The 13727-nt window shown below is 73.7% G+C and carries 15 protein-coding genes; 10 read left to right on the forward strand and 5 right to left on the reverse strand.

Annotated elements, in window-relative coordinates:
- Positions 1 to 94 precede the first annotated feature (94 nt).
- Both ACJA3G_RS14490 and ACJA3G_RS14495 read right to left on the reverse strand, forming a co-directional pair.
- Positions 95 to 973: an undecaprenyl-diphosphate phosphatase gene (locus ACJA3G_RS14490; RefSeq protein WP_406553374.1), complete on the reverse strand. Its 879-nt coding sequence runs from the start codon at positions 971 to 973 to the stop codon at positions 95 to 97.
- Positions 974 to 1093: 120 nt separating this feature from the next.
- Positions 1094 to 1861: a TVP38/TMEM64 family protein gene (locus ACJA3G_RS14495; RefSeq protein WP_406553375.1), complete on the reverse strand. Its 768-nt coding sequence runs from the start codon at positions 1859 to 1861 to the stop codon at positions 1094 to 1096.
- Positions 1862 to 2179: 318 nt separating this feature from the next.
- Here ACJA3G_RS14495 and ACJA3G_RS14500 point away from each other — a divergent pair, with 318 nt between their 5' ends.
- Entirely contained in the window at positions 2180 to 3019 is an 840-nt protein-coding gene (locus ACJA3G_RS14500) for a patatin-like phospholipase family protein (RefSeq protein WP_406553376.1), read from the forward strand.
- Between the two features lie 31 nt (positions 3020 to 3050).
- The gene (locus ACJA3G_RS14505; protein WP_406553377.1) at positions 3051 to 3896 is read left to right on the forward strand and encodes a spermidine synthase; all 846 of its coding nucleotides are present in this window, start codon (positions 3051 to 3053) and stop codon (positions 3894 to 3896) included.
- Here the strand turns inward: ACJA3G_RS14505 and ACJA3G_RS14510 are convergent.
- A complete protein-coding gene (locus ACJA3G_RS14510; protein ID WP_406553378.1) occupies positions 3858 to 5177 on the reverse strand; it encodes an MFS transporter in 1320 nt (439 codons plus the stop codon). The two genes, ACJA3G_RS14505 and ACJA3G_RS14510, sit on opposite strands and share 39 nt — an antisense overlap.
- A 93-nt stretch (positions 5178 to 5270) precedes the next feature.
- Entirely contained in the window at positions 5271 to 6329 is a 1059-nt protein-coding gene (locus ACJA3G_RS14515; protein WP_406553379.1) for a hypothetical protein, read from the reverse strand.
- A gap of 110 nt (positions 6330 to 6439) precedes the next feature.
- Between ACJA3G_RS14515 and ACJA3G_RS14520 the strand changes: the two genes are divergently transcribed.
- Together ACJA3G_RS14520 and ACJA3G_RS14525 are read left to right on the forward strand one after the other, a co-directional pair.
- A complete protein-coding gene (locus ACJA3G_RS14520) occupies positions 6440 to 6877 on the forward strand; it encodes a DUF4442 domain-containing protein (protein ID WP_406553388.1) in 438 nt (145 codons plus the stop codon).
- Positions 6878 to 7034: 157 nt separating this feature from the next.
- Positions 7035 to 7691 (forward strand): DedA family protein, encoded by a 657-nt coding sequence (locus tag ACJA3G_RS14525; protein WP_406553380.1) that lies wholly within the window; start codon positions 7035 to 7037, stop codon positions 7689 to 7691.
- A 30-nt stretch (positions 7692 to 7721) separates the two neighbouring features.
- Here ACJA3G_RS14525 and ACJA3G_RS14530 read toward each other — a convergent pair whose 3' ends face one another.
- Positions 7722 to 8168 carry an SRPBCC family protein gene (locus ACJA3G_RS14530; RefSeq protein ID WP_406553381.1) on the reverse strand — a complete coding sequence of 149 codons (447 nt, stop codon included), beginning with the start codon at positions 8166 to 8168 and terminating at the stop codon, positions 7722 to 7724.
- A gap of 94 nt (positions 8169 to 8262) precedes the next feature.
- Here ACJA3G_RS14530 and ACJA3G_RS14535 point away from each other — a divergent pair, with 94 nt between their 5' ends.
- The 6 genes from ACJA3G_RS14535 to ACJA3G_RS14560 all read left to right on the forward strand — a co-directional run.
- The gene (locus ACJA3G_RS14535; protein ID WP_406553382.1) at positions 8263 to 8793 is read left to right on the forward strand and encodes a gamma carbonic anhydrase family protein; all 531 of its coding nucleotides are present in this window, start codon (positions 8263 to 8265) and stop codon (positions 8791 to 8793) included.
- Between the two features lie 78 nt (positions 8794 to 8871).
- A complete protein-coding gene (locus ACJA3G_RS14540) occupies positions 8872 to 9615 on the forward strand; it encodes an acyltransferase (RefSeq protein WP_406553383.1) in 744 nt (247 codons plus the stop codon).
- Positions 9616 to 9787: 172 nt separating this feature from the next.
- On the forward strand, positions 9788 to 10360 hold the full coding sequence (locus ACJA3G_RS14545) for a helix-turn-helix domain-containing protein (RefSeq protein WP_406553384.1): 573 nt from the start codon (positions 9788 to 9790) through the stop codon (positions 10358 to 10360).
- Positions 10361 to 10560: 200 nt separating this feature from the next.
- Positions 10561 to 10749 carry a hypothetical protein gene (locus ACJA3G_RS14550; protein ID WP_406553385.1) on the forward strand — a complete coding sequence of 63 codons (189 nt, stop codon included), beginning with the start codon at positions 10561 to 10563 and terminating at the stop codon, positions 10747 to 10749.
- Between the two features lie 14 nt (positions 10750 to 10763).
- Positions 10764 to 13229, forward strand: coding sequence for an FxsB family cyclophane-forming radical SAM/SPASM peptide maturase (locus ACJA3G_RS14555; protein ID WP_406553386.1), 2466 nt, complete (start codon positions 10764 to 10766; stop codon positions 13227 to 13229).
- A 94-nt stretch (positions 13230 to 13323) separates the two neighbouring features.
- On the forward strand, positions 13324 to 13727 hold a 404-nt coding region (locus ACJA3G_RS14560; RefSeq protein WP_406553387.1), incomplete at its 3' end, for a TIR-like protein FxsC.

Consider the following 13727-nt stretch of genomic DNA (forward strand, 5'->3'; position numbering starts at 1 on the left):
GGGCGGGCCGGTTCGCGCGGGGCGCGGGGCGGCACGGGTCCTTCGGGGAGTGAGCCGTCCGGCCTGTGACCCCGGCCCCTGTCCTCCGGCCCCGTCAGCCGCCCGCGATCTCCCCCGCGTGCGGGCTGAGGGTGCCGGCGGCGACCAGGGCGAAGAGCGCGAGGCCGAGCAGGATCCGGTAGACGACGAACGGCATGAAGCTCTTGCTGGAGATGAACTTCATGAACCACGCGATGACGACATATCCGACACCGAAGGCGACCACCGTGGCGAAGAGCGTCTCGGCCATCGGTGCCTGGCCCTCGCCGCCCGCGTCCTTCAGCTCGAAGACGCCGGAGGCCAGCACCGCCGGGATCGCGAGCAGGAAGGAGTAGCGGGCGGCGGACTCGCGTGTGTACCCCATCAGCAGACCGCCGCTGATGGTGGCGCCCGAGCGGGAGACGCCCGGGATCAGGGCCATGGCCTGGCACATCCCGTAGACCAGGCCGTCCTTGACGCTCAGATCCTGGAGCGACTTGCGCTGCTTGACCGCGCGGTGACGACCGCCCGCCTCGTCCCGGGCGGCGCGGCGGTCGGCGATACCGAGGACGACGCCCATCACGACCAGCGTCGTGGCGATGACCCGCAGATCGCGGAAGGTGGTGTCGATCTGGTCCTTGAGGACGATGCCGAGCACACCGATCGGGATCGAGCCCACGATGACCAGCCAGCCCATCCGGGCGTCCCTGTCGGAGCGCATCCGCCGGTCGGTGAGCGAGCGGAACCAGGCCCCGATGATCCGGACGATGTCCTTGCGGAAGTAGATGAGGACGGCCGTCTCGGTGCCGATCTGGGTGATCGCGGTGAACGCCGGTCCCGGGTCCTGCCAGTCGGCGAAGGCGGCCGTGAGGCGGAGGTGCGCGCTGGAGGAGATCGGCAGGAACTCCGTCAGCCCCTGGACGAGTCCGAGGATGAACGATTCGAACCAAGACATGGGGCGAGGGCCATCCCGGATGGTGAAGACGGTTGCGGGCACGACGGTCCGACGGCCGGTATGACGATCTGATCGGCGGCCGGTCGCAGGGCAGCGTACAGGCCGCAGATGAACCGGGAGTTATGCGGTCCTGTCGGGCGTCGGCTCCCCGGCACCGTCGGCCGTCCGCCGGTCCGGGGCCGCCGTCCGACCGCCCAGCCGGTGCCGTTTGCGCCACGCCACCGCCGCCGCGCCCAGGCCCGACACCCCGATGAACGCCATCGCGACCAGGAACACCGGCGAGGTCGGGGACGCGGCCCGGCTGCCCGCGACCACGTACGCCGCCGTGTTGGGCACGGACCCGAGCCCCGTCGCGAACAGGAACGGCAGCCAGCCCATCCGGGAGACGGCCGCGCAGTAGTTGGCCGCGGCGAACGGCACCCCTGGGAAGAGGCGGATCGCCAGCATCGACCGGAAGCCGTGCCGGCTGAGCTGGCCGTCCGCCGCCTTCAGCCAGCGGCCCCGCAGGAGCGGGCGCAGCGCGTCCTGGCCGAGCACCCGGCCGAGCCCGAAGGAGATCCCGGCGCCGAGCACCGTCCCGGCGAGCGCGGACGGCAACCCCGCCTGCGAGCCGAAGATCGCGCCCGCGGCCAGGTTGAGCAGGGGACGCGGCACGAAGGCCGCGGTGCACAGGCCGTACGCCACCCCGAACAGGACGACCGCGGCGCCCCCGCCGATGCGGTGCGGCAGACCGTCGGCGAGCAGCCGCTGCGGCTCCAGGAGCAGCACGGTCGTGGCGGCTGCCGCGAGCACCAGCACCAGCAGGGCGAGGCGCGACCAGGGCGAGAGCAGGGCCCTGGCGCAGCGCACGGCGAGCCCGGCGGACGGGCGGACGGCGTCGTCGAGCATCCGGGGAGACTAACCGACGCGGGCATGTGATCGCCGTAACGGGCGTCGCTTCACGGCCCGTACGCGGTCTGTAGCACCCTCGCGGGCGGGCCGTGACCGCCGAGTCGGGCCGCGAACTGCCGCCCGCCCTCGCGGGCCGGGCTTCGCGTTCTGGGAGAGCGGGCGCGGCCGGCGCCGAGAGGTCACAGGTCCTTCCGGCCGGACCGTCCGGACCCGCCTCCTCCGATACCCCGGGGACAAGCGGACCGGGCCGTCCGGACCCGCCTCCTCCGGCACCCCGGGGAGAAGCGACCCCCCGCCCTCCGTCATGCTTCGGGCATGGGAGACACGGCACTGGTGCTCGGGGCGGGCGGGATCACCGGCGTGGGCTGGGAGATCGGCATGCTGTACGGGCTCGCCGAGGCGGGCGTCGACGTCAGCGGCGCCGAGCTGGTGGTCGGCAGCTCGGCGGGCTCGGTGGTCGCCGCGCAGATCACCTCGGGACGGATCGGACTGCCGCAGCTGTATGAGCGTCAGCTCGCCCGGCCGGACGGCGAGGTCCCGGCCCAGCTGGGCCCGGCCGCCGTCCTCCGCTTCGCCCGCGCGGCGCTGACCTCCCGTACACCCGAGGAGTACGGCAGGAAGCTGGGCCGGGTGGCGCTCGCCCAGGGCACGGACCAGGAGGCGGCCCGGCGTCAGGTGATCGCCGGACGGCTGGTCTCCCACGAGTGGCCCGCCCGGCGGCTGAGGATCACCGCGGTCGCGGCCGACAGCGGCGAACTGCGGGTCTTCGACGGGGACAGCGGAGTGGGGCTGGTGGACGCGGTCGCCGCCAGCTGCGCGGTGCCCGGGGTGTGGCCCGCCGTCACCATCGAGGGCCGTCGCTGGATCGACGGCGGAGTGCACTCCCCGGCCAACGTCCAGCTCGCCGCCGGATACGACCGCGTGCTGGTCCTCGCGCCGCTGGCGCTCGGCGGCGGCCCACTGGACTCGCCGCGCACCCAGGTGGCCAGGCTGGTCGGCGCGGGCGCGCGCGTCGAGCTCATCACCCCCGGCTCCGCCGCGCGCCGCGCCTTCGGGCGCAACTCCCTCGAACCGGCCCGCCGCGCCCCGGCCGCCCGCGCCGGCCGCGACCAGGCGGCAGCCCACGCGGCGGCCGTGGCCGAGCTCTGGTCGTAGGGCCCGGCTGCCGTCGGCGCACAATGGGACGGTGAACGAGCCGATACCGGTCAGCCGGACAGTGGACTGGGGCACCGCCAAGCTGATGCCCGACGTGGACCGCGAGCGGGCCTGGCTGCTCACCGTCGACGGGGCGCCGCAGTCCTATGTCGACCTCGACGACCCGACGTACATCGAGTTCGAGTACGCGCGCAGGCTCGCCCATGTCGTCGACTGCGCGGGGGAGCCGGGCGCCCCGCTCGACGTGCTCCACCTCGGCGGGGGCGCGCTCACCCTGCCGCGCTATCTGGCGGCGACCCGGCCCGGCTCGCGCCAGGACGTGGTGGAGGCCGACCGGGGACTGCTCGCCCTGGTCACCGAGTTCCTGCCGGTGCCCGGCGGCAGCGGGATCCGGGTGCACGCGGCCGACGCCCGCGCCTGGGCCGAGGCCGCCCCGGCGGACTCCGCCGATCTGCTCCTCGCGGACGTGTTCGGCGGCTCCCGGGTGCCCGCGCACCTCACCTCGGTCGAGTACGCGCGTGTCGCCGAGCGGGTGCTGCGCCCCGGCGGGCTCTACGCGGCCAACCTCGCCGACGGCAGGCCGTTCGACTTCCTCCGCCCCCAACTGGCCACCTTCCGGGCGGTGTTCGAACAGGTCGCGCTGATCGCGGAGCCCTCGGTGCTGCGCGGGCGGCGGTTCGGCAACGTGGTGCTGCTCGCCTCGCACGCCCCGCTGCCGCTGGCCCCGCTCGCCCGGCTCACCGCCGGGGACGCCTTCCCGGCCCGGGTCGAGCACGGCGACGCGCTGCGGCGGTTCACCGGTGGCGCGGCGCCGGTACCGGACAGTGAGGCGAAGCCGTCACCCGAGCCCCCCGAGGGGGCGTTCGGCATCGGCTGAGACGGCGGCGACCGCCGCCTGCGGGGCCTCGGTGGCGTCCGTCACCGGCGTGGTGCGGCGCGTGAGGTCGCGTACCTCCGGGACCGTGAGCACCGCGGCGGTCAGGACCACGATCACCACCGCACAGCCCCACAGCGCGGAGGTCCGGCCGAAGGCGCTCTCGGCGGGGCCCGCGAGCGCGGTGGCGAGCGGCACCACGGCGAGCGAGCCCAGCCAGTCGTACGCCGAGACCCGCGACAGCTTCTCCTCCGGTATCTCCTGGTGCATCGCGGTCATCCAGGAGACGCCGAACACCTCGATCGACACCCCGGTCAGGAACATCACCGCGATCAGGACCCCGATCGGCACCGGCACGGCGAGCGCGGCGGAGGGCAGCGCGAGGGGGAAGACGCAGAGCGAGCCGGCGAAGAGCAGCCGGCGCGGCTTCCAGCGCGTCATCACCAGGGCGCCGCCGACCGTACCCGCGCCGAACGCGGCGAGCGCCAGGCCCCACGGGCCGGGCCCGCCCAGATGGTCCCGGGCCACCAGCGGCCCGTACACCGCGTCGGCCGCCACCACCACGGCGTTCACGACCGAGAACTGCGCGACGATCGCCCACAGCCAGCGGCGGCCGGTGAACTCCCGCCAGCCGTCGCGCAGATCGGCCAGCATGCCGCCGCCCGGCGCGCGCGGCGGGAGGTGACGCACGTCGATGAAGGCGCGCAGCGCGCCCGCCACGGCGAAGGCGCCCGCGTCGAACGCGAGCACCCAGCCGGGTCCGACGGCGGCGATCAGCGCCCCGCCGAGTGCGGCGCCGCCGATGCCCGCGCCCTGCATGGCCATCCGGTAGAGCGCGAAGGCCCGCCCGGCCTCCTCGCCCTTGACGCTGGACATCAGCATGCCCTCGGAGGCGGGGCCGAAGAACGCCTGGCCCACACCGCCGAGCGCGCTGAGCGCCAGCATCTGCCAGAGCGCGGGCCTGCCGGTCAGGACGAGGAGCGCGAAGGCGCCCTGGGAGAGGAAGTTGAGGGTGTTGGCGGCGACCATCACCCGGTGCCGGGGTATCCGGTCCGCCAGCGCGCCGCCGACGAGCAGGAAGAGGACGAGCGGCACGGTACGGGCCGCCGCCACCAGACCCACGTCGCCGCCGTCGCCGCCCGACTGGAGCACCGCGAACGCCGAGGCGATGAACGCGCCCTGGCTGCCCAGGTTGGTCACGATCGCGGCGGCGGTCAGCAGACCGTAGTTGCGGCCCGCCCAGGCAGGGCGGCGGAAACGGGAAGCGGCGGCGGCAGATGTCACCTGTGGACTATCGCCGTCGCCGCTCCGAAGTGCCAAACCGTCACTCCGTGCCGTACGCGGTGCCGGGGGTGTCACCGCGTACGGCACGGGACGTCAGCCGGTGGGCGCCCCGGCGAGGCGGACCGTGCTGAGGATCTTCTGGATGGTCGCCTCGTCGACCGCGCCGCTGACGCCGGTGGCCGAGTACAGGCTCCAGGCCACGAAGTCGCCCTTGGCGTTCTTGAACCCGAAGGTGATCGCCTGGCCGTCGGTGTCGCACTTGCTGGTCTTCTTGACCCCGGTCGCCGAGGCGCGGGCGACACTGCCCACGATGCCCGACTTCGTGGTGTACGGGACGGGCTTGGTGGTCTTGATGATGTTCTTGTCCGGCTGCGTGTACGCGCCGTACACCCACCACGGCACCTGGTTCCCGGCCACCTCGTCGGTGTTCTTGGCGCCGTCGGCGCCCTTGGTGCCGGTGCCCGCGAGCTCGGTGTCCTCGGTGTTGCCGTCGTGGTTGGAGTCCTCGCTGCACCACTTGGGCTTGTAGTAGGCGGGCGCCGACTGCATGATGATCGGCTTCCCGGTCGGGTTGGCGTGGTCCTCGAAGCCGCCGGCCCACGACGAGCCCTTGAACTCCCAGTCCGCCGGGACGTCGAAGGCCGTGCCCCACTTGGGGTTCACGATGACCTTCCAGCCCTCGATGGTCGGCTTCATGTCCTGCGTGGAGTCGCCGCGAGGATTGGCGGCGGGCGAGGAGGCCTGCGCGGGAGCCGAGGCGTTGGACGACGGCTTGCTGTCGGCCTTGTCGTCCTTCTTGCCGTCGTCCTTCATCACCACGACGCCGGTGACGACCGCCGCGACCACGACCGCGGTCGCCGCGACGACGGCGATCAGGGTCGTCTTCTTCTTGCCGCCGTCGCCGTTCTGCGGCGGCATCGGCGGTCCGGGCGGCGCGCCCACCGGGTACTGCGGCACGGTCGGCTGCTGGTACGGGTTGGGCTGCTGCGGATAGCCGTATCCCGGCTGCTGGTAGCCGCCGGCCGCGGGCTGCGCGGGCTGCGTCGGCTGCTGGTACGGATTGGGTGCCTGGTACCCCGGCTGCTGGTACGGGTTCTGGTTAGGGTCCTGCGGATTCTGCTCGCCCCCGGGCGGCTGCTGTCCTTGCCACATGGCGAGTAACCATAGAGGGGCGGGACGGCCGCTTCGACGTCCGCCCCTGTGAGGGGATGGTCAAGGTCTACTACTCACGGGTAACATCCGGTGCCATGAGCGCTGATCAGATGTCCGTCGGCGAGATGCTCGCCGCGACCGTTCCCATGGCCAGGACCCTCAAGCTGGAGTTCCTGGAGACCACCCCCGAGCGGGCCGTGGTCCGGCTGCCCGACCAGGCCGAGTACCACAACCATGTGGGCGGACCGCACGCCGGCGCGATGTTCACGCTCGCCGAGTCCGCCAGTGGCGCGATCGTGATCGCCGCCTTCGGCGACCAGATGAACCGCGCCGTGCCGCTCGCCGTCAAGGCGGAGATCGGCTACAAGAAGCTCGCCATGGGCGTGGTCACCGCCACCGCCACCCTGGGCCGCCCGATAGCGGACGTCGTCGCGGAGCTGGACGCGGGGCAGCGCCCCGAGTTCCCGGTCGCCATCGAGATCACCCGCGAGGACGGGGCCGTCACCGGCGAGATGACCGTCGTCTGGACGCTGCGCCCCAACAGCTGATCCACGCCCTTCCCGCTCGTCCCGAACGTGTCGTGCCCGCGCGCGGTCGCGGGTTCCGGCACGCCGTCGGCGCGCGGTGAGCAGGTAGGCTGCCCGGGGTGCGCCAAGGGGGGCGCACGCCGGGCGTCGGCCCGCCGCGATCGGGAGGAAACGGGCGTTGCACATCCAGGAGTGGCTGGAGAACATCCCCGCCGTCAGTGTCTACCTCCTGGTGGGGCTGGTCATCGGCTTGGAGAGCCTCGGCATTCCACTGCCGGGCGAGATCGTCCTCGTCAGCTCCGCGCTGCTGGCGTCCCAGCAGGGCCACATCAACCCGGTGATCCTCGGCGCCGCCGCCGTGGCGGGCGCGGTCATCGGTGACTCGATCGGCTACGCCATCGGCCGCAAGGGCGGCAGACCGCTGCTCGCCTGGCTGGGCGCCAAGTTCCCCCGGCACTTCAGCGACGGCCATGTCGCCATGGCCGAGAAGTCCTTCCAGAAGTGGGGCATGTGGGCGGTCTTCTTCGGCCGCTTCATCGCGCTGCTCCGCATCTTCGCGGGCCCGCTCGCCGGTGTACTGCACATGCCGTACTGGAAGTTCCTCATCGCCAACGTCCTCGGCGGCATCTGCTGGGCCGGCGGCACCACGGCCGCGATCTACTACATCGGCGTGGTCGCCGAGTCCTGGCTGAAGAACTTCTCGTACGTGGGACTGGGCCTCGCGGCCGTGCTCGGCGTGGTCTCGATGCTGGTCGTCAAGAACCGCGCGAAGAAGGCCTCGGCCGAGCTGGACACGGCCACCGCCCCGGCCGAGAACGTGTCCGCCGCGGAGTAGACCGTCCGCTCGCCCGGGTGAGCCGCCCGGTCAGGGCGTGAGGATCCGCGTCAGCGCGCGGACGAACACCAGCCGCCCGGCCCGGGCGGTCAGCGCGTCGAACGCGTGCGGCAGCCGCCACACCCGCAGGTCCTCGCGCCACACCAGCAGCGCCCCGGCCCCCGCTCCCCGGGGGTCGGGACGGACCTCGATCTCGGCCCAGCCGGTCACCACCCGCCCGCGCTTCTCCAGCCGGCAGCGGCCCGGCCGTCCCGCCCCGGGCGGCTCCCACACCACGACCTCCATGGGGTCCTCGAAACCGAGGCGCCCCAGGCCCGTGCGGGCCACGAACACCGTCCCGACGCCGGTCGGCCCGGGCGTGGTGACGGTGATCCGGGTCAGCGGGACGCTGCCCGAGTGGCGCGGCCAGTCGGTGAGCCGCCGCCACACCTCCGCGGGGCCCGCCTCCGTGCGCCGGTCGATCCGGAAGAGTGCCATCCGGCGAGCCTACGGGCCACCCGGGCGCGCGTCCCGGCGACCCGTCGCCTACCGTGCCCCTGGGTGCGATGAGATCCGTACGAAGGAGTGGCGCATGGCGGAGCGGGCGTTGGTCGTGGCAGTGGGCGGAAAGAAGCCGCAGGTCGACCCGGCGGCGTTCACGGCGCCCACCTCGGTGGTGCTCGGTGAGGTGACCCTGGCCGCGGGGGCGAGCGTCTGGTACCACACGGTGCTGCGGGCCGACTGCGGCCCCATCGTGGTCGGCGCCGACAGCAACATCCAGGACAACTGCACGGTCCACGTCGACCCCGGCTTCCCGGTGACGGTCGGCGAGCGCGTCTCGGTCGGGCACAACGCGGTGCTGCACGGCTGCACGGTCGAGGACGACGTGCTCGTCGGCATGGGGGCGACCGTCCTCAACGGGGCCGTGATCGGCGCCGGTTCGCTGGTCGCCGCGCAGGCGCTGGTGCCGCAGGGCATGGTCGTGCCGCCCGGTTCGCTGGTCGCGGGCGTACCCGCCCGGGTCCGGCGCGAGCTCACCGAGGAGGAGCGCGAGGGCCTCAAGGTCAACGCGCTGATGTACGTGGGTCTGGCCCGGGACCACCGCGCGGCGCACGCCGGCTGACGGCCGCGGGCCGGCCTGAGCGGAAGATCACAGGTCCCGGCGCTGACCAGCGCAGTCGGCGGTGAGTACCGTGTGCGGGTGCCGAAGAACAGAAACACGTTCTCCTCGCTGACCGCCTGGCGCCGCCGGCTGGCCGCGGGCGCGGTCCAGCGCGGCTGGCAGTGGGTGCAGCAGGTTGGAGCGGTCACCGCCGAGCACCCCGGGCGGCTGCGGTTCCGCCGGATCGGCGCCGGCACCCGGCTCGCCTTCCCGCAGGGAACCGTCTTCGGCGAGCCGTGGATCGAGCTGGGCGACCACTGCATCATCGGCGAACAGGTCACCCTGACGGCCGGGATGATGCCGGGCCTCGACCTCGGCGCCGAGCCGATCCTCACCCTCGGGGACGGCGTGGTGCTCGGCCGGGGGAGCCATGTCATCGCGGACACGACGGTGACCATCGGCTCGAACACGTACTGCGGCCCGTACGTCTACATCACCTCCACCAACCACAGCTACGACGACCCGCACATGCCCGTCGGCAAGCAGTGGCCCCGGATAGAGCCGGTGGAGATCGGTCCCGGCTGCTGGCTGGGCACCGGCGCCGTGGTGCTGCCGGGCGCCCGGCTCGGCCGCAACGTGGTCGTCGCGGCGGGCGCGGTGGTCCGGGGCGAGGTGCCCGACCATGCGGTGGTGGCCGGGGCGCCCGCCCGGGTCGTCCGGACGTGGGACCGGGAGAACGGCTGGCAGCCGCCGCTGCGCACGCCCGCCCCGGTGCCGATCCCGGAGGGGGTCACCCCGCAACAGCTGCTCGCGGTCGCGGAGTTGGCGGCCGACGAGGCGTAGCCGCCCTCGCGTCCGGCTCAGCCGGTGGCCAGGGCGAAGAGTGCCGTCATGAGGGTGCCTCGCAGTACAGTGCGGTGAACGGTCCGGTGCACCGGAACGTAGTTCACTATACTGAACTTGTCATCCAAAATATTAGTCGGTCGCCTCGGGTGGCCCCCACCATGGACGGAATGTGTCGGACCTCGATCTGCTGACCCAGTCCCTGGCCCGCAACGTCAAGCGCCGGCGCGCCGAGCGCGGCCTCACCCTGGAGGCGCTGGCCACCCGCGCCGGAGTCAGCCGCGGCATGCTCATCCAGATCGAGCAGGCCAGGACCAACCCCAGCGTCGGCACCGTGGTGAAGATCGCCGACGCGCTCGGGGTGAGCATCACGACCCTCCTCGACTACGAGAGCGGCCCCAGTGTGCGGATCGTCCCGCCGGACCAGGCCGTCCGGCTCTGGTCCACCGAGCGGGGAAGCTCCAGCACCCTGCTCGCGGGCGCCGAGGCCCCCGGTCCGCTGGAGATGTGGCGGTGGCACCTGATGCCCGGCGAGGGCAGCGCCTCCGACCCGCACCCGATGGGCACCTTCGAACTCATCCATGTCACCGGGGGCACCCTCACCCTCGTCGTGGACGGCGTCGAACACCCCGTCCCGGCGGGCCACTCGGTCTCCTTCGAGGCGGGCACGAGCCACACCTACCGCAACGACGGCGCCGAGCCGGTGGAGATGACCATGGCGATCTCGGTCCCCTTCGAGCGCTGACCGCGCTGCCGGTGCCCAGGTGGCCCAGGGGGCACCTGTCGCGTACCGCCTGGCCGGCCGGGTGGCGCGAACCGGCCATCCCTGGGCGGGAGTCGGACCGATCGGCGCCCTCCTGTGCGAGAGTGGCCGATGCGGGGAAGACAAGTGCGGAGAGGGTGAGCACCCTCCCGCATCCAGGCACGCCCGCCGGTGGGGGTTTCATGGGACATCTCGTCACGGCCGCCGAACGACCTTGTCCGGCGCCCGACCGTCAGGGCCGTGAAAGGCCATCACTGCACACACAGGCCGCCCAGGCGCGCGGCGGGGAACTCCCCGCGGCGATCCAGCGGCTGATCGCCGCCGAGAACGCCTCGACGGTTCCGGTAGCCGCCTTCCAGTCGGCGCTCTAGCCGGAGCCCCGGCCATGGACCGGTCACCTCCGGTGGTGTCGCAGGTCGTACTGAAGATGCACAGCCGGTGCGACCTGGCGTGCGACCACTGCTATGTGTACGAACACGCCGACACCAGCTGGCGCGGCCGGCCCAGGGCCGTCTCGCACGAGATCCTGGCCGCCACGGCGGCCCGGATCGCCGCCCACGCCCGGACCCACCGGCTGCCCGCCGTCCACGTGGTGCTGCACGGCGGCGAACCGCTGCTGGCCGGGCCCGCCCTCCTCAGACAGGCGGCCGAGGAACTGGCACGCGCCCTGCGCGGGGTCAGCGCCCTCGACCTGCGCATCCACACCAACGGGGTCCTGCTCGACGAGGAGTTCTGCGAGCTCTTCCGGGAACTCGGCGTGCACGTCGGCGTCTCGCTCGACGGCGACCGGGCGGCCAACGACCGCCACCGCCGCTACGCCGACGGCCGCAGCAGCCACGCCCGCGTCGTCGAGGCCGTCGCCCTGCTGAGCCGCCCCCGCTACCGGGAGCTGTTCGCCGGACTGCTGTGCACGATCGACCTGGAGAACGACCCGGTCGCGGTGTATGACGCGCTGGCGGCCCTGCGCCCGCCGCGCGTCGACTTCCTGCTGCCGCACGCCACCTGGGACCACCCGCCACCGCGCCCCGCAGGCGCGCCCACGCCTTACGCGGACTGGCTCGACGCCGTCTACCGGCGCTGGGACGGGCAGGGGCGCCCGGTCCCCGTACGGCTCTTCGAGTCCGTCCGGCGCACCCTGCGCGGCGGCGCCAGCCTCACCGAGTCACTCGGCCTCGCCCCGGCCGACCTGGTCGTCGTCGAGACCGACGGCACCTTCGAACAGGCCGACAGCCTCAAGACGTCCTACGACGGCGCCCCGGCCACCGGGATGAACGTCTTCGAACACAGCCTCGACGACGTGCTCGCCCACCCCGGGATGCTGGCCCGGCAGAAGGGGATCGAGGCGCTCTGCGCGCGGTGCACCGCCTGTCCGGTGGTGGCGTCCTGCGGCGGCGGCCTCTACGCCCACCGCTACCGGACCGGAACCGGCTTCGACAACCCGTCCGTGTTCTGCCCCGACCTGATGGCGTTGATCATGAACATCCGTATGCACGAGTCGCTCCCCGAGCCCCCGGCGCACGCCCGGGCCGACGAGCCCGCCGCCACCGTCGGCACCGGCCGTCCCGAGCCCGAACAGACGCTGGAACCGGCCGACTTCGACGAACTGGCCGCCGGCTTCGGCGGCGCCGGAGCCGTCTCCCGGCTCGCCGTCGCCCAGCTCGACCTCAACCGCGGTCTGCTCGCCGCCCTCGGCGGCCGGGCCGACCCCCACGACCGCCGGGCGAGCGCCGCCTGGGAGCTGCTGCTCGATCTGGACACCGCGGCGCCGCACGCCCTGGAGGCCGCCCTCGCCCACCCTTACTTCCGGCCATGGGCGCTCGGCGTCCTCGGCGGCCGGGAACCCGGCGCGCTCGCGGGCGGTCTGGCGGAGCTCGCGGCGTCGGCGGCGCTGCGGGCCAGGCGCGCCGACACCGTGATCGTGCCCCTGCGCGACGGCACCCTGCGCCTGCCCGGCATCGGCCGGGCCCTGCTGCCGGGCGGCGCCGAGGAGGCCGAACTGACCGCCCAGGCCTACGGGTTCACGGTACGGGCCGGGGGCCGGCGGATCCGGATGGGCTGGAGCGAGGGCCTGGACGGCCGCACCCCGCACTGGCAGCCCGTACGGCTCTTCGAGGCGGGCGGCTGGACCGTCGCCCTGGAGGACACCGACCCGCTGCGCGACCGCTACCCCTGGCCGGCCGAGGAGCGGCTCCCCGCCTCCGGCGCGCGCGCCTGGGCCGACGCGCTCGCCGGCGCCTGGGCGCTCATACAGCGCCAACTGCCGGCGTACGCGCCGGGGATCGCGGCCGGACTGCGCTCCATCACCCCGCTGAGCCCCCGGGCGGGCGGCGACACCAGCGCCACCTGCCGGGACGCCTTCGGGGCCGTGGGCGCGGCCCGCCCCGCCGCCCCGGCCCTCCTCGCCCTGCTGATCGTCCACGAGTTCCAGCACGTGAAACTGGGCGCGGTGCTCGACAGCTGCGATCTGTACGACCCCGAGGACCCCGGCCACTACTACGCGCCCTGGCGCGAGGACCCCCGGCCGCTCGGCGCCCTGCTGCAGGGGGCGTACGCGCATCTGGCGGTCACCGACTTCTGGCGGACACGGCGCACGGCCGCCGAGACCGCGGCGGCGCGCGGACGGGCCGAGAGCGAGTTCGCGCGGTGGCGCCGGCAGACGACGGAGGCCATCGACACACTGGCCCGCAGCGGCGCGCTCACCGGCCCGGGCAAGCGTTTCGTCGCCGGGATGGGGGAGAGAGCCGCGGCCTGGCGGGAGGAGCGGGTGGCACCGGAGGCGCTCGCCGCCGCCGCCGACTCCGCCCGGCGCCACCGGGACGCCTGGCGGGCGCGCAACGCGCCGCGCGGGTGACCGGCCGCCCCCGAAACGACGCGTACAGGCGGTTCCGCCGCGGATCGCTCGCTTTCTACACTGAGGACCCACCCACTCGGACCGGGAGGGAGCGGTGCCGCACGGAGCCGCGCGGGGCGGGGGGCACGAGCCGAGGCCGTACTTCTTCCTGAGCTACGCGCACACACCGAAGAACGATCCCCGGGACAAGGACCCCGACCTCTGGGTGCGGCGTTTCTTCCGCGACCTGTCCGCGCACGTGATGCAGCTGACCGCGCTCCCGGCCGGGGTGCCCGCCGGGTTCATGGACCAGCATGTGCGGCCGGGCGAGGACTGGCAGGAGCAGATCACCGAGGCGCTGGCGCTCTGCCGCGTCTTCGTCCCGCTCTACTCGCCGCGCTACTTCCTCAGCGAGCAGTGCGGCCGGGAGTGGTTCGCCTTCGCCGGGCGCGAGGCACTCCACCAGTCGCGCAGCGAGCACCACGCGCCCCCCGCCATCGTCCCCGCCCTCTGGCTGCC

The organism is Streptomyces sp. YS-3, assembly GCF_045257485.1.
In the GTDB taxonomy this organism is placed as follows: Bacteria; Actinomycetota; Actinomycetes; order Streptomycetales; family Streptomycetaceae; genus Streptomyces.